Origin of the sequence: Gluconobacter sp. P5H9_a (genome assembly GCF_018812085.1) — a bacterium.
GTDB lineage: Bacteria > Pseudomonadota > Alphaproteobacteria > Acetobacterales > Acetobacteraceae > Gluconobacter.
The window spans coordinates 256,539-273,512 of the sequence record NZ_JACRVW010000003.1; the positions used below are offsets into that span (position 1 = coordinate 256,539).

18 protein-coding genes are annotated in these 16,974 nt (G+C 57.1%); 7 read left to right on the forward strand and 11 right to left on the reverse strand.

Translation table 11 applies throughout. From position 1 onward, the window contains the following. Positions 1-120 precede the first annotated feature (120 nt). Positions 121-312 carry a CsbD family protein gene (locus tag KP708_RS05445; protein ID WP_046901216.1) on the reverse strand — a complete coding sequence of 64 codons (192 nt, stop codon included), beginning with the start codon at positions 310-312 and terminating at the stop codon, positions 121-123. 147 nt (positions 313-459) lie between these two features. On the opposite strand from KP708_RS05445, the gene msrB reads away from it, so the two are divergent. The 3 genes from msrB to KP708_RS05460 all read left to right on the forward strand — a co-directional run bounded on the left by msrB (position 460) and on the right by KP708_RS05460 (position 1,899). Further along, complete coding sequence (msrB, locus tag KP708_RS05450) at positions 460-879, forward strand: peptide-methionine (R)-S-oxide reductase MsrB (RefSeq protein WP_211508710.1); 420 nt, start codon at positions 460-462, stop codon at positions 877-879. Next, positions 876-1,514 carry a uracil phosphoribosyltransferase gene (gene upp, locus KP708_RS05455; protein ID WP_215750727.1) on the forward strand — a complete coding sequence of 213 codons (639 nt, stop codon included), beginning with the start codon at positions 876-878 and terminating at the stop codon, positions 1,512-1,514. Before msrB ends, upp begins: the two co-directional genes overlap by 4 nt. Before the next feature lie 97 nt (positions 1,515-1,611). Next, positions 1,612-1,899 (forward strand): DUF1330 domain-containing protein, encoded by a 288-nt coding sequence (locus KP708_RS05460; RefSeq protein WP_099213198.1) that lies wholly within the window; start codon positions 1,612-1,614, stop codon positions 1,897-1,899. A 72-nt stretch (positions 1,900-1,971) separates the two neighbouring features. On the opposite strand, the gene KP708_RS05465 is transcribed toward KP708_RS05460, so the two are convergent. Then, on the reverse strand, positions 1,972-3,198 hold the full coding sequence (locus tag KP708_RS05465) for a threonine ammonia-lyase (RefSeq protein ID WP_086632974.1): 1,227 nt from the start codon (positions 3,196-3,198) through the stop codon (positions 1,972-1,974). Continuing rightward, a complete protein-coding gene (gene greA / locus KP708_RS05470) occupies positions 3,198-3,671 on the reverse strand; it encodes a transcription elongation factor GreA (protein WP_215750728.1) in 474 nt (157 codons plus the stop codon). The genes KP708_RS05465 and greA overlap by 1 nt, the downstream gene beginning before the upstream one ends. Positions 3,672-3,812: 141 nt before the next feature. Between greA and KP708_RS05475 the strand changes: the two genes are divergently transcribed. After that, positions 3,813-4,394: a hypothetical protein gene (locus KP708_RS05475; RefSeq protein WP_215757158.1), complete on the forward strand. Its 582-nt coding sequence runs from the start codon at positions 3,813-3,815 to the stop codon at positions 4,392-4,394. Continuing rightward, complete coding sequence (locus KP708_RS05480) at positions 4,394-4,600, forward strand: helix-turn-helix transcriptional regulator (RefSeq protein ID WP_215750730.1); 207 nt, start codon at positions 4,394-4,396, stop codon at positions 4,598-4,600. Before KP708_RS05475 ends, KP708_RS05480 begins: the two co-directional genes overlap by 1 nt. A 52-nt stretch (positions 4,601-4,652) precedes the next feature. Here KP708_RS05480 and carB read toward each other — a convergent pair whose 3' ends face one another. After that, complete coding sequence (gene carB, locus KP708_RS05485) at positions 4,653-7,907, reverse strand: carbamoyl-phosphate synthase large subunit (RefSeq protein WP_215750731.1); 3,255 nt, start codon at positions 7,905-7,907, stop codon at positions 4,653-4,655. Between the two features lie 3 nt (positions 7,908-7,910). Further along, entirely contained in the window at positions 7,911-9,272 is a 1,362-nt protein-coding gene (gene carA / locus KP708_RS05490) for a glutamine-hydrolyzing carbamoyl-phosphate synthase small subunit (protein WP_215750732.1), read from the reverse strand. A 242-nt stretch (positions 9,273-9,514) separates the two neighbouring features. Between carA and KP708_RS05495 the strand changes: the two genes are divergently transcribed. After that, on the forward strand, positions 9,515-9,970 hold the full coding sequence (locus KP708_RS05495) for a GatB/YqeY domain-containing protein (RefSeq protein ID WP_046901226.1): 456 nt from the start codon (positions 9,515-9,517) through the stop codon (positions 9,968-9,970). 149 nt (positions 9,971-10,119) lie between these two features. Continuing rightward, a complete protein-coding gene (locus KP708_RS05500; RefSeq protein ID WP_215750733.1) occupies positions 10,120-11,076 on the forward strand; it encodes a cation diffusion facilitator family transporter in 957 nt (318 codons plus the stop codon). Positions 11,077-11,085: 9 nt separating this feature from the next. Here KP708_RS05500 and KP708_RS05505 read toward each other — a convergent pair whose 3' ends face one another. From KP708_RS05505 to KP708_RS05530, 6 genes are all read right to left on the reverse strand, one after another. After that, the gene (locus KP708_RS05505) at positions 11,086-11,976 is read right to left on the reverse strand and encodes an alpha/beta fold hydrolase (protein ID WP_215750734.1); all 891 of its coding nucleotides are present in this window, start codon (positions 11,974-11,976) and stop codon (positions 11,086-11,088) included. 50 nt (positions 11,977-12,026) lie between these two features. Further along, a complete protein-coding gene (locus KP708_RS05510; protein WP_215750735.1) occupies positions 12,027-13,055 on the reverse strand; it encodes a retropepsin-like aspartic protease in 1,029 nt (342 codons plus the stop codon). Between the two features lie 86 nt (positions 13,056-13,141). Then, positions 13,142-14,125 carry a zinc-dependent alcohol dehydrogenase family protein gene (locus KP708_RS05515; protein WP_215750736.1) on the reverse strand — a complete coding sequence of 328 codons (984 nt, stop codon included), beginning with the start codon at positions 14,123-14,125 and terminating at the stop codon, positions 13,142-13,144. 20 nt (positions 14,126-14,145) lie between these two features. Continuing rightward, entirely contained in the window at positions 14,146-15,174 is a 1,029-nt protein-coding gene (gene adhP / locus KP708_RS05520; RefSeq protein ID WP_215750737.1) for an alcohol dehydrogenase AdhP, read from the reverse strand. 24 nt (positions 15,175-15,198) lie between these two features. Next, entirely contained in the window at positions 15,199-16,620 is a 1,422-nt protein-coding gene (locus tag KP708_RS05525; RefSeq protein ID WP_215750738.1) for an NAD(P)(+) transhydrogenase (Re/Si-specific) subunit beta, read from the reverse strand. Then, a complete protein-coding gene (locus tag KP708_RS05530; protein ID WP_202207682.1) occupies positions 16,617-16,937 on the reverse strand; it encodes an NAD(P) transhydrogenase subunit alpha in 321 nt (106 codons plus the stop codon). Before KP708_RS05530 ends, KP708_RS05525 begins: the two co-directional genes overlap by 4 nt. Between the last annotated feature and the right edge of the window lie 37 nt (positions 16,938-16,974).

Below are 16,974 nucleotides of genomic sequence, written 5' to 3' on the forward strand. Positions count from 1 at the left end.
TGGACTTCCTGTCTCGCATTAATGAGGAAAAGACTGTTGGGCATTATGCCACCTCTCCTCCAAAATGCGAACGCCCGCCAGATGGCGGGCGTTGCAGGTGACATGACAGTCGCGTGAGCGTCAGATCTTGTCGATGCCGCCTTTGACGGCGTCCTTGACGTCACCCTTGGCGGTCTGGGCCTGTCCCTTTAGATTTTGGACAACGCCTTCACCTTCAAGCTTTTCATCGTCGGTGACGCGACCAACTTCTTCCTTGATCTTGCCGACGACCTTGTTGGTGGCGCCTTTGATCTTGTCTTCAATGGAGCTCATGACATTACCTCCTGAAACAGGGTTGCCGAACTTAAACGGCTGGTGAGGCAGGAAGTTTCATGTCTTGCACTCAGATATGCGTGACAAAGCGGCGTGCGGCTTCCATATATCCAAGACTGAAAACCTCAGATTTTCTGGAGATTGACCATGACCCAAAGCTGCGGTCCCGTTTCGGGAACCAATGGCGGGGGGTGTGGCGTCGGCCTTACGCCGGAACAGCGCCGTATCCTGCTCGAGCATGGCACCGAATATCCCGGTTCCAGCCCGCTGAATGATGAAAAGCGGGCTGGAATTTATGCCTGCGCAGGATGCGGGCGTGAACTTTTTTCATCCGCCACGAAATACGAGAGCGGAAGTGGCTGGCCGTCTTTTTTCGCGCCTTTGGAAAACGGTGTCGGGACGACGCAGGACGCCAGCCACGGAATGGTTCGGACGGAAGTGCACTGTGCGGGTTGTCATGGGCATCTGGGGCATGTTTTTCCTGATGGGCCTCCGCCCACAGGGTTACGGTATTGCATGAACGGTCTGGCACTCGATTTTCGCCCGGCCGAAGGAGAAAAAGCATGAGTCAGGCGCTGCCGCCTATCGTTCTCGACCACCCGCTGGTGCGCCACAAGCTGACCCGTCTGCGTGATAAGAATACGTCTACAGCAGGCTTTCGTCGGCTGACCCGTGAGCTCAGTCTGCTTCTGGCCTACGAAGCGACGCGCGGGCTTTCTCTGGCGTCTCGCCATATCGAAGCCCCGAGCGGGCCAATGGAAGGTGAGGAACTGGACGGCAAGAAGCTCTGCTTCGTCTCCATTCTGCGCGCAGGAAACGGCCTTCTGGACGGAATGCTGGATCTGGTTCCGTCTGCGCGCGTGGGACATATTGGTCTGCGCCGCGACCATGAAACGCTGGAAGTCAGCGAATATTATTTCAATATGCCAAGCGACGTTCCGGGGCGGACATGTATTGTTCTGGACCCGATGCTCGCCACGGGACATTCCGCTGTGGCGGCTGTTGCGCGCGTCAAGGAAGCGGGTGCGATTTCACCTGTTTTCGCCTGCCTGCTCGCGGCACCGGAAGGCATTGATTACATGACGAAGCTGCATCCCGATGTGCAGATCGTAACGTGTTGTGTTGATCAGAAGCTTGATGAACACGGATACATCGTCCCCGGTCTGGGCGATGCTGGCGATCGTCTTTTCGGGACGCGCTAAAAAAGGGTTCAAATGTTCAGCACACGCGCTTGTGTGCTGAACATCGCGCCGTTTTGTGGCCGGTTATGCATCACCCCCGTTCAGGAGATGAAGTACCATGACCGCTTACGCTATTTTCATTCGTGACAAATTGACCGACCCGGCCGAGTTTGAAGCCTATTCAAATGGTGTTGGCGAGACCTTTAAGGGGCATCCGGCTAAAATTCTTGCTGCCTACGGAAAGCAGGAAAAGCTTGAAGGTATCGAGCCGGATGGTGTCGTTATTGTCGAATTTCCGGATATTGCTGCTGCTCGGGCCTGGTATGACAGCCCAGCCTATCAAACGGTCGCGAAGCATCGCTGGAAGGCCGCTTCTTACAACGTGGTGATTGTAGAAGGCGTCTGAGCTTCGGAAATTAGGTTGCAGTTGCATTGTGTTCGAGGCTGGGAGACCAGTTCGAACACAATGCGTGCAGTTTCAGTCCCGTCGAACGATGTAATGACGGGCAAGATCGGTTTCGATCTGCGTGGCGTGCTGAGTGTCACGGGCTTCGATCATCACAACCAGCTCGGCTGTCTGAACTGACGGCGAGGCAAAAAGGCGATGATGGGACACCTCAATGATGTTTCCGCCGTAGTTGCCAATGCGCGCAGAAATGTCAGCCAGCATTCCGGGGCGGTCGGGAATCTGGAAGATCAGGCGAAGAATTCTTCCGTCCCGGAGGAGGGAGCGAAGGATCGTATTGGCCAGAATACGGGCATTGATGTTGCCACCCGACAAGGGAAGGGCAACCTTGCGGCCTTTGAACATCTCAGGGTTGGCCAGAACAGCAGCCAGACCCGTCGCACCGGCGCCTTCGCAGACCTGCTTGGCTTTTTCCGCCAGCGTCGTGATGGCGCTTTCGACCTGAAGCTCGTTAACTACGAGAATTTTGGAAATCCGGTGACGAAATGCTCTGAGGCAATGATCGCCCAACTGCGTTACGGCAATGCCTTCAGCAATTGTCGAGCCACCGAGGGTGGCGCCACCTTCTGTCGGAAATGCGGCTAGAGAGGCATACGCCTCGACCTGAACGCCAATGATTTCCACATCTGGGCGAAGTGCAGCCATGACGGTTGCAAAACCACCGATCAGGCCGCCACCGCCCACAGGGACGACAACCGTATCAATGTCAGGTGCATCTTCGAGAAGTTCGAGTGCAGCAGTCCCCTGACCCGCAATGACGGCAGGGTCATTGAACGGATGGACGAGGACCCGGCCTTCTTTATTCTGAATTTCTTCCGCCGTTACGCATGCAGAAGCAAAATCGTCGCCTGCGAGGACAACGTTTGCTCCCCATGCCTGGGTCGCTGCAACTTTGGTTGCTGGCGTAAAGCGGGGCATGACGATCGTGGCATCAATGCCAAGGAGGCTGGCCTGACGCGCCACACCCTGTGCGTGATTGCCTGCCGAGACTGTAATAACGCCGCGGGCGCGTTCCTCGGGCGTCAGGAGCGCCATTTTGTTGGCTGCTCCCCGTTCCTTGAACGAGCCAATAGCCTGAAGATTTTCAAGCTTGAGCGTAATTTCGGCGCCTGTCAGGCGGGAAAGGGCCGGGCAGGCAATCGTCGGCGTGCGAACTACTGTGGACGCAATACGCTTCTGAGCGTTTTCAATGTCCAAGAGAGTCACAACAGGGGCGACGGACGTCAGGACGTCAGACATTAGCGGTATGTGACTTTCAGGATCTCGTAGCTGCGGTCACCGCCGGGAGCGGGAACGGAGATGGTGTCGCCCACATCTTTGCCAATCAGCGCCTTCGCCAGAGGAGACGAGATTGAAATCAGGCCCTGCTTGATGTCCGCTTCATGAACGCCAACGATCTGATAGGCGTTTTCCTTGTCCGTCTCTTCATCCACGACTTCGATATGCGCGCCGAAACGTACTTTCGTGCCGGTCAGGGTCGAAGGATCAATAACTTCTGCCGAGGAGACGATGCCTTCCAGCTCAAGTACGCGACCTTCGATGAAAGACTGACGATCTCGGGCGGCATGATATTCGGCGTTTTCGGATAGGTCGCCATGTTCGCGGGCTTCTGCGATGGCACGAATGACTGCAGGGCGGTCAACGCTCTTGAGGGTACGCAGTTCGTCTTCAAGACGCTGCAGTCCCTTTGCGGTCATGGGGATCTTCTGCACTCTGAAATCCTCGAAAAAGCGTGACTGAAATTGAATGAACAGCCTGACAACATAGGATTTTAGGGGGGTTTATGCAAGGTGGCGCGTTTTTGTTTATCGAAAAGCGATAAATTCTCTAGCGAAACGAAATGAAACATATTATTGAAAAACGATAAATTCATTGTAGGGGGGGTAGGTATGATTGCAGGTACGCGTAAGGGCGGGACAGAGACAAAAATCGAATATGCGCTGACCCTGCTCAAGCTGTTCCGTCTTCTCCTGTGGCTTCCCATTGGCTTTTTCGGGCTGATTACGTTCGGTATCATTTTTATTGTAGTTTTTGACCATTTTCCTTTGGAAAACTCTCTTGGGTATACGAAAGAAGATATATGCTGGAGTTTTATACTTATTGCCGAAGTGGTAATAGTTTACTCCTGTTTGGAAGTAATATTCAGAATTTTGTCCGAAATTTTAGTGGGTTTGATGCAGGGAAAAATTTTTACAAAAGAGAATGTGAAAAGAGCATATAAAATTTTATTTCTCGGATTTGTTTATGATTTTCTTATTCCTTTAACGAATTACATCCATGATGTTTGGAATTTGCCAGGGTTGAATTTTGCGAATTGGTTTGGATACTTTTTTGAGTTCCTGTCAGACGTGCCTGAAGCGATCATCCTGTTTGCTGTTGTGTGGCTTTTCGATTTAGGAACCCAGCTTCAGTCCGAAATGGATGAGGTCATTTAATGCCGGTTCAGGTCAGTCTGGATGCACTGCTGAAAGAGCGCGGTATGTCTCTTACGGAGCTGTCAGAGAAGGTTGGCCTGACTCTCGCCAATCTTTCAATTCTCAAGACTGGTAAGGCAAAGGCAATCCGGTTTTCCACGCTTGAGGCGCTCTGCCATGTGCTGGAGTGTCAGCCGGGAGATCTTCTGCGCTATTCCGGCGATTGAATACAAAAAAGGCCCGCCAGATTGCTCTGGCGGGCCTTTCTGCTGGTAGGGCTTAGAACTCGCCCTTGAAGTAGGACTGAAGCGGAGCGACGCCGAGGTCGCCTTCCTTGAGAACCGCGATGGCGTAGGTTGCCGCGCGGGCTCCGGCAATCGTGGTGTAGTGCGGGATGCCCATGGTCAGAGCGCCGCGACGGATATCGTAGCTGTCACGTGCGGCCTGGCCACCCTGCGATGTGTTGATGACCATTTGAACGTCACCCGAGCGGATGGCATCTACGCAGTTCGGACGGCCCTGCATGACCTTGTTTACGCGCTTTACCGGAATGTTAGCCGCTTCGAGGCGTGAAGCTGTTCCGCTGGTTGCGAGAACGGTGAACCCCATTTCAACCAGTTTGCGGGCTAGCGGCTGCACGTGTCCCTTGTCGCTGTCACGGACGGACAGGAAGACCGTTCCAGCCAGTGGCAGTTTTACGCCAGCAGCAAGCTGAGACTTCGCAAAAGCACGTTCGAAGCTGGAATCCAGCCCCATGACTTCACCCGTGGAGCGCATTTCCGGACCGAGGATCGTGTCTGCGTTTGCAAAGCGATGGAACGGGAAGACGGCTTCCTTGACCGCAACGTGCGGGGAGACCGCCCCGCCATCCAGACGGAACTCGGACAGACGCGCGCCAGCCATAACGCGAGCGCCGATTTTGGCAACCGGAACGCCTGTCGCTTTGGCAACAAACGGCACCGTGCGAGACGCGCGCGGGTTCACTTCAAGGACGAAGACTTCCTGGTCCTTGATGGCGTACTGCACATTCATCAGGCCGCGGATGCCAAGCTCACGAGCCATGGCTTCCGTCTGGGAGCGGAGTTCCGTCACCAGTGCCGGAGACAGCGTGTAGGGTGGTAGGGAGCAGGCAGAGTCACCGGAATGGATACCAGCTTCCTCAATGTGTTCCATGACGCCGGCGACATAGACGTTTTCGCCGTCCGAAATGCAGTCCACATCGGCTTCGATGGCATCGTTCAGGTAATGATCGAGCAGGACCGGCCCGGTGGAAACTTCGGGGCCAGCAGCGCGCAGAACCGTATTCAGGTAGTGCTTCAGGCCTGCGTTATCATAGACGATTTCCATGGCACGGCCGCCCAGAACGTAGGACGGACGGGCAACGACCGGGTATCCGACCTCTTCGGCCACTTTCTCGGCTTCTGCCGGATTGCGGGCAATGCCGTTACGTGGCTGGCGAAGACCCAGCTTGCGCAGCATGGTCTGGAAGCGTTCACGGTCTTCCGCGCGATCAATAGCGTCAGCCGGAGTGCCGAGGAGCGGAATGCCTGCCTCTTCAAGCGCACGGGACAGCTTGAGAGGGGTCTGGCCACCGTACTGAACGATGCAGCCCAGAACCTTGCCACCCTTCGCTTCTGTGCGGATCAGAGCAATGACGTCTTCCGCAGTCAGAGGTTCGAAGTACAGACGGTCGGACGTGTCGTAATCGGTGGAAACGGTTTCCGGGTTGCAGTTGACCATAACCGTTTCGAAGCCAGCTTCACGCAGGGCGTAAGCGGCATGAACGCAGCAGTAATCAAACTCGATGCCCTGACCAATCCGGTTCGGGCCACCGCCCAGAATGATGATCTTGTCGCGGTCGGTCGGGCGGCTTTCGCATTCCGGCGTGCCATATCCGCCTTCATAGGTGGAATAGAGATACGGAGTGTCAGAAGCGAACTCTGCGGCACAGGTATCGATGCGGCGATAGACGGGCACGACTTCAAGAGCTTCGCGCTGTGCTGCGACGTCCGGAATGCTCTGGCCTGACAAGCGTGCAAGCTGGGCGTCAGAGAAGCCCTGGGCTTTCAGGCGGCGCATGCCGTAGGCGTCTTTTGGCAGGCCGTTCTTTTCCACGTCCCGCTCAGAAGACACGATGTCTTCAAGTTGGCGCAGGAACCAGGGCTCGAACTTGCAGGCCTGCTGGATCTCTTCGACCGTCAGGCCCGCGCGCAAGGCCTGCGTGGCCATCAGGATGCGTTCCGGGCGTGGTTCTGCGAGAGCAGCCAGATAGGCGTCTTTCGAACCATCGCCGGGTGCTTCAACCGGATCCAGACCCATCAGGCCCGTCTCCATGGAGCGGAAGCCCTTCTGGATCGCCTCGGCAAAGGAGCGGCCCACGGACATGGCCTCGCCGACCGACTTCATGGACGTGGACAGCAGGGCCGGGGAGCCCGGGAACTTCTCGAACGTGAAGCGGGGGATCTTGGCGACAACGTAGTCGATCGTTGGCTCGAAGGAAGCCGGGGTCGTCTTGGTGATGTCGTTCTTGAGTTCGTCCAGCGTGTAGCCAACGGCCAGTTTGGCAGCGATCTTGGCGATCGGGAAGCCGGTGGCCTTGGAGGCCAGTGCGGAGGAGCGTGAGACGCGCGGGTTCATCTCGATGACGACCAGACGGCCGTCCTTCGGATTGACGCCGAACTGTACGTTGGACCCGCCGGTCTCGACGCCGATCTTGCGCAGGCACGCGATCGAGGCGTCCCGCATGCGCTGATATTCTTTATCGGTCAGCGTCAGGGCCGGGGCGACGGTGATGGAGTCACCGGTGTGCACGCCCATCGGGTCGATATTTTCAATGGAGCAGATAATGATGCAGTTATCCGCGGTGTCACGGACGACTTCCATCTCGTATTCTTTCCAGCCGAGGACGGACTCTTCGATGAGCACTTCCGTTGTGGGAGAGGCATCAAGGCCGCCGGTGACGATCTGGTCGAACTCTTCGCGATTATACGCGATGCCGCCACCCGCGCCGCCCATGGTGAAGGACGGGCGAATGATGGCGGGGAGGCCGACGTCACCCAGAGCTGCACGGGCTTCTTCCAGCGTATGGGCGATGGTGCTGCGCGGGCTTTCGATCCCGATCTCGTCCATGGCTTCGCGGAACTTCTGGCGATCTTCCGCGCGGTCAATGACCTCTGCGTCTGCGCCGATCAGTTCCACATTGTGCGTCTTGAGGAAGCCGGACTTGTCGAGCGCCATGGCGGCGTTCAGGGCTGTCTGGCCACCCATGGTCGGCAGAACGGCGTCGGGCTTTTCCTTGAGGATGATGCGCTCGACGAATTCCGGCGTAATCGGCTCGATATAGGTCGCGTCCGCCAGGCCTGGATCAGTCATGATCGTGGCTGGGTTGGAGTTGATGAGGATGACGCGATAGCCTTCCTCACGCAGGGCCTTACAGGCCTGTGCGCCGGAGTAATCAAACTCGCAGGCCTGTCCGATAACGATCGGGCCTGCGCCGATGATCAGGATGGACTTGATGTCTGTCCGTTTTGGCATGGCTCAGGCTCCTGCTTTAGCGCGACGGTCCATGACCGCGACGAAACGCTCGAAAAGATAGAAACTGTCAGATGGGCCAGGGCTGGCCTCTGGATGGTACTGAACGGAGAAGGCGTCCTTCGTGGTGGAGGCGATGCCTTCGTTGGAGCCATCGAACAGGCTCACATGCGTCACCTTCACGTCAGCAGGCAGGGACTTCTCGTCCACGGCAAAGCCATGGTTCTGGCTGGTGATTTCCACCCGGCCACTCTCAATGTCCTTGACCGGCTGGTTGGCGCCGCGATGGCCACGATCCAGCTTGTAGGTCTTGCCGCCGAGGGCCTGTGCGAGAAGCTGGTGGCCAAGGCAGATGCCAAAGACTGGAACGTTGGCATCCAGAACGCTTTTGATGGCCGGTACGGCATAGGTGCCGGTCGCTGCCGGGTCGCCCGGACCATTGGACAGGAACACGCCTTCGGGCTTCAGTTCCAAGATTTCCTCGGCCGTTGCTGTCGCGGGCAGAACCGTGACGTCACACCCAGCAGTCACGAGGCAGCGCAGGATGTTGTCCTTGGCGCCGTAGTCCATGGCGACCACGCGGCGGCGGTTCTCGGTCCGAGCGGGGCGGGTGCTTTCCCACACGCCTTCCGTCCAGACGCGCTTTGACTGCGTGACCTCTTTGGCAAGATCCATCCCTTCGAGGCCGGGCCATTGACGGGCGCGGTTCAGGAGGCTGTCCGTGTCGATCCGACCATTCGCCGGGAAGGCAAGGATGGCGGTCTGTGGGCCATTGTCGCGCAGGGAGCGGGTAACTGCACGGGTGTCGACGCCGCTAATACCCGCGCGGCCGTGCTGCTTCAGCCATCCGTCGAGGGATTCTGTGGAGCGCCAGCTTGCCGGAGCGGTGATGTCTTCCTTCACGACGGCGCCAAGAGCAGCCATTTTCGGCGCTTCATTGTCGTCCGTGTTCGTGCCGACATTGCCAATATGCGGGAAGGTGAAGGTGACGATCTGCCCAGCGAAAGACGGGTCTGTCAGGGTTTCCTGATAGCCGGTCATGCCGGTGGAGAAGCAGAGTTCACCGACGGCACCATCGGTATGGGCACCGAAGCCTCGGCCCCACAGGACCGTGCCATCTGCAAGGACAAGGGCGGCATTGGCGCCGGCAGGGCAGGAATTGGACACGTCCGTCTCTCTTTCTTGCGGGGTTTCAGCGGAAGTTAGGTCCTGGAGTTCGATTCCGGGAACGCGCAGTAGGGCGGGCCAGTGCTTGGTCGGCACGGTTCGCGATTGACGCCACTTTCGTACGGCTTCAAGGCCGACACCAGCCAGCGCGGCGATTTCTTCCGCGCCGCCAGCTTTTTCAATGATTCTGTCGATGTCCATGGTCGCCCGTTCCTGGCTCCGCGTTCACTTTCCCGTCTGATAAGCGATCGAACCGGGAATGGGAAGTTTTTTCCCAATGAGTTTTTGTGTCTGTGGGGCGGTATGGGAAAAAACTTCCCTACACCTTGTGACGATGCTGGAAAGAGCTGTGCTTTCCATTGTTGGGGGGAGGCTTTTATGCGATTTTGCCGCCATTGGCTGAACAGGGGCTTTTCAGGCCCCGCGCAAACAGGAGAAGACGCATGTCGCTTCGCACGCAGATCATGGATGACCTCAAAACAGCAATGAAGGCTGGTCAGTCTGAGAAGGTGGCGCAGATCCGTGGCATCACGGCGAAGCTGAAGGATCTTGAAGTTGCTGCTCGCGCCAAGACAGGGGAAGTGACGGAAGCAGAGATTATTTCCGCTCTGCGCTCTATGATCAAGTCCCGTACTGAATCCGCAACGATGTATCGTGAAGGTGGCCGTCCGGAACTGGCGGAAAAGGAAGAGGGTGAGATCGCGACGATCAAAGCCTACCTGCCGCCAGAACTCGATGAGGCAACTTTGAAGTCTGCCATCGATGAAGCCGCGACTGCTGTAGGTGCGGAAAGCATGAAGGACATGGGCAAGGTTATGGCAGCGCTGAAAGAGCGTTTTGGTGCCGATCTGGACCCGGCCAAGGCCAGTGCACTTGTGAAGGCACGTCTGTCTGCCTGAAGCGGGCTAGGCATCGTCGTTTGAAGAAGGCCGTCCCTTGTGGGCGGCCTTTTTTATGTTGGGTTAGTGAACCCCTGAAAGCTCGCGAAGTTTGACTTAGGTTATCTGAGGTCCCCAATCTGGCCTTTGCTTACGGAAATGAGGGCTTCATGTCTGCTGGTGGTTCAACAAAAGTCGTTTTCATCGCGCTGGGTGTCAATTTCGGCATCGCCTGCGTGAAAGGCATGGCTGCCCTTCTAACCGGCTCTGCTGCGATGTTGGCTGAGACGGTTCATTCCTTTGTGGATTGCGGAAACCAGATCCTGTTGTTGGTGGGCATGAAGCGGTCAGCGGCTCCGGCAACGAAGGAGCATCCGCTGGGCTACCATCGCGAGCTGTATTTCTGGACGATGGTTGTAGCTGGCGCACTGTTTGTGGGGGGTGGCGTCGCGTCTCTCTATGAAGGCTGGGAGAAGGTCATGCATCCGGCGCAAATGCAGCCGGTGCACCTTTTGGGGCATGTCTTTCCGGGATGGTGGATGAACGTAGCCATTCTCGCGATTTCCGGCAGCATGGAAGGGTATGGCTTTATTGCGGCTGTGAAATCCGTGCCACGCAGCAAAGGGGTTTCATTGTGGAGAATGATTCGCCGGAGTGCCGATCCCGGTCTGTTTGTCGTACTGTTTGAGGATGGGGCTGCGCTGGTCAGTCTGGTGATTGCGCTGGTGTTTACAGTGCTTTCCGTTGTGACAGGTCTGCACGTTCTGGATGGAATTGCATCGCTGCTGATTGGTGTCGTGCTGGTTGTGGTGGCCGCATTGCTGACCAATGAGACACGCTCTCTTCTTGTGGGGGAGAGCAATCCGGAAATTGATGCTTTTGTGCGTGCGGAAGCGCGGAAATTGCCTGGCGTTATCGGGATCAATGAGGTTGTGACGGAGACCCGAGGTCCCGAGAGTATTATCGTTCTGCTGTCTCTGGACTGGGATGACGCGATCTCCTCGGGAGACGTGGAGCGAGGGGTTTCGATGCTGGAGAAAACAACCCGCACGCGATACCCCGCTGTATTGCGGATGTATGTTGAGGCGCAGGACAAGAGGGACGGGATTCCAGCCCCTCTGGCCTGATGGCGAATGCTACTTCGCCGCTAGGAACGGCTCGACGGCTTTAAGAAAAGCCTTGGGTCGCTCAATGCTGGGAGCATGCCCTGATTGCGGAATGACCGTCAGATGCGCTCCGGGAATTTTTGCAGCAAAATCGTGGCCGTCGGCCAGTGGAATGACCTGGTCATTCTGTCCCCAGATCACGAGCGTGGGAATATGAATGGCCTTCATGCTGTCATCGAGAAAGGTGTCTGGCGCATTGGCGTTTCTGGCGAAGCTCTCCTGCGTGTATTGCGCACCTTCGGCCAGTCGGGTTTGAAATGTTGCCTGAACCAGTTCATCTGTAATGAGGGCTTTATTGTAAAACAGCCATCTTAGCCCCGTGCGAATGCCAGAAAATGAGACCGGTCCGAACAGGGGAAGACCATGTTCGACGAGGGACTTGTGGCCAGCGGCATCGCTCAGGATGAGGCGTAGGGGCATGGCCATGGAAGAATTCTGTGCCGCTTCGATTGTGTAAAGTCCCGCAATCCAGCCGCCAAGGGATTCTCCGGCAAGCGTGAAGTGCGTGATGTGGCGTGTTTTCAGGAAGCCATCCAGCATGTCCACCCATGTCTGAATTCCGTAGGCGATCAGCGGCTTTTCCGAAGCCCCAAAGCCGAGCTGATCCATGGCGATTACATGATAATGCCGGGACAGTTCAGGGATGACTTTGCCCCAGTCCATTGTGGCGCTGCTTCCGAGGCCATGGACCAGCACAAGGTCCGGACCCGTACCAGCTTCCAGGAAACGGATCTGCTGACCGTAAACGGAGACACTTTGCAGGGGCGGGAGAGTTTGTGCCTGGCCGTGACTGGGGATGCATGCTGCGCCGAGCGTGGATGCGAGCACGGCGGTTCGAAGTGTTTTGGACAGTCGTCTCATGGCGGCCGAGCCTTTATGGTCAGATGATATGTTTCTAATTCGGAATAGTATTATCGATCTGGCCCGGCTGTCTTCAACATATCATTCCCGGAATGAACGGGATCTTTCGGTGCGGTGACCTTGTCATGAACGGCTGCCTGATACTTGCGGATATGGAGTGGCGTCCATGGCAATGGCGGTTCTTTGGTTAGAGAAGGGTCTGACGCGGGAGAGAGCCAGATGGTCGCGTGAAGTGGGTCCAGAAGGATATGGAAATGGTTTAGAGCATCAGTGCCTAACTCGTCATAGGCAATGGTAGAAGCGATAACGATCTTCGGGTGGGGCAGCAGAAACGAACCGATTTTCAGTGTATCGAACGTATGAAGATAGCCACCAACTGTATTGCCCGCATTGATGCGGACCGGATCATCTTTATCTGGCTCGGAAGCAATGCCTATTGCTCTGGCTGTATCTTTCTGGATCAGGGTTCGGTTGGAGCTTAGGTTGATTTTCATCCGAACTGGGTGGCCGTTGAGCTCAACGAGAACCGTGTTCGAGAGTGGATAATGGTCTTGATAGAGGTGCAGTTTTGTTTTCGGCGAGGGGAGTAAATCTCCGAGCGATGGACATTTTTCATCGTCGTATCGAAAGAACGTGACGCTGCGAGAAGAGCGGTCAATCAAGGTGGAAATATGGGAGAGAAAATGGTCTCCCAGTTCGACTTGGAGTGCTGGAGTGATATTATTGGGTGCTGAATAATCCGCTACATAAGCAGTATAATTTTTGAGTGTGAGTGCACCAATATTTACGGTTGAGAGCATCTTTACAAATACTGTGGCTTCGCCTGTCTCTGATGTCGCATCTTCAGGAGCTGAGCCCAAAAACGTGACATTGTGATTGGCAAAAACAAAAGTATCACTTGCCTGCGGGGCAAGGAAAAAGCGGGCAGGTAATCCGTCTATACTACCCAGCATGGAGGGTGGCGCATTATAGTGCTCTAGTGGAACGGAGACCGCTCCCTGAAGGCAGTTCTGCCAGGGTGCAGCTTGAGCATGCCCGCAGAATTGAAAGACGATCAGGAGAAGAGCTGTCTTACGCATGAAGTGCCTGTCGCCTTATTGTGACACAGTATGTCTTTCTTAGGCGATGGGGCTGTTAAGAGCGAGGGCAGAGTAGTGATGTCCGCTTATGGAATGAGAACAGCGGCTCCCTCAAAACGACCGTGGCGCAGGTCATCCAAAGCCTGATTGGCATCTTTGAGGGCATAAGGCGTATTCGTCACCTTGATGCCGATCTCTGGTGCCAGTTTCAGAAAATCCAGACCATCCTTCCGGGTCAGGTTGGCAACGGAGACGATTTCGCGTTCTTCCCAGAGTGTATCGTAGGAAAAGGACGGGATCGGGCTCATGTGTATGCCGCCACACACGACCTTTCCACCCTTGCGGACGGCTTTCAGTCCGGCAGGAACCAGTGCACCGACAGGCGCAAACAGGATTACGGCGTCAAGCGGCTCTGGGGGAAGTTCGTCTGAGCCGCCTGCCCAAACCGCGCCAAGGGAACGAGCGAAGGCCTGCTTCTCTGTGTCTCCAGGGGATGTGAAGGCATAAACCTCGCGTCCCTGCCCGCGGAGCACCTGAATAATGATGTGAGCGGCGGCTCCGAAGCCATACAGGCCGATCTTTTTTCCGTCGCCAGCTTTGCTGAGACAGCGCCAGCCGATCAGGCCTGCGCAAAGCAGGGGGGCGAGGTCCTTGTCCTCCCCTTTGTCACCCATGGGAAAAGCGTATTTTGCATCAGCAACCGTCATGGTTGCGTAGCCACCATTGCGGGTGAAGCCTGTGAAAAGGGGATGGTCGCAGAGATTTTCCATCCCATGCGTGCAGTAATAGCAATGCCCACAGGTATGGCCGAGCCAGGGAATGCCGACCCGTTCCCCGACGCTAAGGCCCGTAACGTTGCTTCCGAGCTTGTCGATCCGGCCGACGATTTCATGTCCGGGGATAATGGGAAGGGTGGGGTTGGCGAGTTCGCCGTCCACGACATGCAGGTCTGTCCGGCAGACGCCGCAGGCCCCGATGCGGATACGGATTTCGTCCGGTCCGGGTTCGGGGTCTGGCAGCTCCACCCATTCCAGAGGCTGGTGGTGTTGGCGGAGCTGCATGGCAAACATGGTGTGTGCTTTCTAAGGTCTCAGGACCGGAAATCCAGAACCGTACGGCCCTGAAGGCGTCCGTTCTTGAGGTTGTCGAAGATCGTGTTGATGTTCTCGATCTTGTCTGCGGTGACGACGGATTTCACTTTGCCACGAGCAAAGAAATCCATGGCTTCGATCATGTCCAGTCGTGTGCCGACGATGGAGCCACGAATGGTCGTGCCATTCATGACCATATCGAAGATCGACACCGGGAAGTCTCCGGGTGGCAGGCCGTTCAGGACAATCGTGCCGCCACGACGGGCATAGCCCATGGCCTGCGAGAAGGCCGTGCGGCCCACAGCCGTAACGAGAGCACCATGGGCGCCACCAACTTCCTGCTGGATGAAGGCTGCTGGGTCCTTGTCCTTGGCATTGACGGTCAGGGTAGCGCCGAGCTTTGTGGCGGTGGCGAGCTTGTCGTCGTCAATATCGACGGCCACGACATTCATGCCCATGGCAACCGCGTATTGAACGGCCATTTGACCCAGACCGCCAACGCCCGAAATGGCCATCCACTGACCGGGGCGTGCCTCGGTCATCTTCAGACCCTTATAGACGGTCAGACCAGCACAGAGCACCGGTGCGGCCTGTAGCGCATCAATGTTGCTGGGCAGGTGAGCGACATAGTTCGGATCTGCGACGACATATTCGGCGAAGCAGCCATTGACCGTGTAGCCGGTGTCGTCCTGATCCTTGCACAGCGTTTCCCAGCCGCCTAGGCAGTGTTCGCAGTGCCCGCAGGCCGAGTAGAGCCAGGGCACACCGACCACGTCGCCGATCTTGGCGTGGCTGACCTGACTGCCAACGGCCACGATATGGCCGATGCCTTCATGGCCGGGAATGAACGGTGGGTTCGGCTTTGCGGGCCAGTCACCCTCTGCGGCATGCAGGTCGGTGTGGCAGACGCCGCAGGTATCGACTTTCACGAGGATCTGGTTGGGCCGGATCTCGGGGATGGGAAGCCTCTCGACAGAGAGAGGCTTCCCGAACTCGCGGACGACGGCGGCCAGCATTGTATCAGCCATGAGAGTGTCTCCTTGAGAACTGGTTTACGATGCGCCGAGAGCCTTGACGGCTTCGACCATCTTGCTGAGGACGGCCTGCGCATCGCCGAAGACCATGGCGCAGTTGTCCTGGAAGAAGAGCGGGTTCTGAACGGCGGAGTAACCCATGCCCATGCCACGTTTGATGACGAAGACCTGACGGGCCTGATCGGCATTGAGGATCGGCATGCCGTAGATCGGGGAGGATTTGTCCGTCCGGGCGGATGGGTTCACCACGTCGTTGGCGCCGATGATGAGGGCGACATCCGTGTCAGCAAAGCTGTCGTTGATGTCTTCCATGTCGTAGATCATGTCGTACGGGACGCCGGCTTCGGCGAGCAGCACGTTCATGTGGCCCGGCATACGGCCAGCGACCGGGTGGATGGCGAACTTGACGTCTACGCCTGCGGCCTGAAGCTGCTTGACGAAGTCGTACAGCTTGCCCTGAGCCTGAGCGACGGCCAGACCGTAACCCGGAACAATGATGACAGACGAAGCATAGCGCATCGTCGTGGCAGCATCGCTTGGAGCGACGGATTTGGCTTCCTTCTGCGGACCCGTTGCCGTGGAAGCGGAAGCTTCACCGAAGTTGCTGAACAGCACGTTGGCAATCGAACGGTTCATGCCTTTGGCCATCATGACCGTCAGCAGTGTACCGGCGGAACCCACGACCATACCGGCGATCATCAGAGCCGGATCGGCCATGACATAGCCTTCGAGACCGACAGCCAGACCTGTAAAGGCGTTGTACAGCGAGATCACGACCGGCATGTCAGCACCGCCGATGGGGATCGTCATGCAGATGCCAGCCAGCAGGGCGCCGATGAAGAACAGCAGCGTGGCGATACCGCCGCCATCCTGATGGTACAGGAAGGCGGCCATGATGCCGAGCAGGACGGTGAGCATGAAGACGGCAGCATTGACGATACGCTGACCACCGAAGCGGATCGGCTTGTTCATGCGGCCATCGAGCTTGGCCCAGGCGATGATGGAGCCCGACAGGGACATGCTGCCGATCAGGCCACCAGCGACGGTGACGAGAAGCGGAACGATGCCTGTCTCTTTCGGGCCGGTCAGGGCAATGACGGACACAGCTGCGGCCGCACCGCCACCCATGCCGTTGAAGAGAGCGACCATCTGCGGCATCGCCGTCATGGCAACGCTGCGGCCTTTCCAGCCAGCCCAGCCACCACCAATGACAAGGGCAAGAATGGCCAGAATGACGTTGACGACCAGATGGGGTTTTGCGGCTTCAGAAACACTGAAGATGCCGAGGAAGCTGGCAGCCGTGACGAACAGCATACCCCAGCCAGCCGTCACGATACCGGAAACGGCCGTGACGGGAGAGGACATGCGCTTGAGGCCGTAGACCAGCAGGCCGGAGGCGATAAGGGCGCTGATAGCGACGATATATTCGAGGAGGATCATTTCTGCGCTCCCTTCTGCGGAGCCGCTTTGTCGCTGGGCTTGAACATGGCCAGCATACGGTCTGTCACGACGTAACCGCCGACAACGTTGCCAGCGCCCATCATGACGCCAAGGAAACCAACAACCTGTTCGAGGATGGATGAGGCGTTAAACAGGGCTGTCAGCGCGCCCACGACCACGATGCCGTGCACGAAGTTCGAGCCGGACATCAGCGGGGTGTGCAGGATAGAGGGTACGCGGCTGATGACCTCGTAGCCCGTGAAAGCCGCGAGCATGAAGATGTAGAGCGCGATGATGAAGGTCATTGCGGTGATCATCGTGCGGCCTCCTGTCCTGAAGCCTGTGCCGGTGCGG

Coding starts and splice junctions, on each gene's coding strand:
- KP708_RS05445 (WP_046901216.1), bottom strand. CDS start 312: ATGAGCTCCATTGAAGACAAGATCAAAGGCGCCACCAACAAGGTCGTC.
- msrB (WP_211508710.1), top strand. CDS start 460: ATGACCCAAAGCTGCGGTCCCGTTTCGGGAACCAATGGCGGGGGGTGT.
- upp (WP_215750727.1), top strand. CDS start 876: ATGAGTCAGGCGCTGCCGCCTATCGTTCTCGACCACCCGCTGGTGCGC.
- KP708_RS05460 (WP_099213198.1), top strand. CDS start 1,612: ATGACCGCTTACGCTATTTTCATTCGTGACAAATTGACCGACCCGGCC.
- KP708_RS05465 (WP_086632974.1), bottom strand. CDS start 3,198: ATGTCTGACGTCCTGACGTCCGTCGCCCCTGTTGTGACTCTCTTGGAC.
- KP708_RS05480 (WP_215750730.1), top strand. CDS start 4,394: ATGCCGGTTCAGGTCAGTCTGGATGCACTGCTGAAAGAGCGCGGTATG.
- carB (WP_215750731.1), bottom strand. CDS start 7,907: ATGCCAAAACGGACAGACATCAAGTCCATCCTGATCATCGGCGCAGGC.
- carA (WP_215750732.1), bottom strand. CDS start 9,272: ATGGACATCGACAGAATCATTGAAAAAGCTGGCGGCGCGGAAGAAATC.
- KP708_RS05495 (WP_046901226.1), top strand. CDS start 9,515: ATGTCGCTTCGCACGCAGATCATGGATGACCTCAAAACAGCAATGAAG.
- KP708_RS05500 (WP_215750733.1), top strand. CDS start 10,120: ATGTCTGCTGGTGGTTCAACAAAAGTCGTTTTCATCGCGCTGGGTGTC.
- KP708_RS05505 (WP_215750734.1), bottom strand. CDS start 11,976: ATGAGACGACTGTCCAAAACACTTCGAACCGCCGTGCTCGCATCCACG.
- KP708_RS05510 (WP_215750735.1), bottom strand. CDS start 13,055: ATGCGTAAGACAGCTCTTCTCCTGATCGTCTTTCAATTCTGCGGGCAT.
- KP708_RS05515 (WP_215750736.1), bottom strand. CDS start 14,125: ATGTTTGCCATGCAGCTCCGCCAACACCACCAGCCTCTGGAATGGGTG.
- adhP (WP_215750737.1), bottom strand. CDS start 15,174: ATGGCTGATACAATGCTGGCCGCCGTCGTCCGCGAGTTCGGGAAGCCT.
- KP708_RS05525 (WP_215750738.1), bottom strand. CDS start 16,620: ATGATCCTCCTCGAATATATCGTCGCTATCAGCGCCCTTATCGCCTCC.
- KP708_RS05530 (WP_202207682.1), bottom strand. CDS start 16,937: ATGATCACCGCAATGACCTTCATCATCGCGCTCTACATCTTCATGCTC.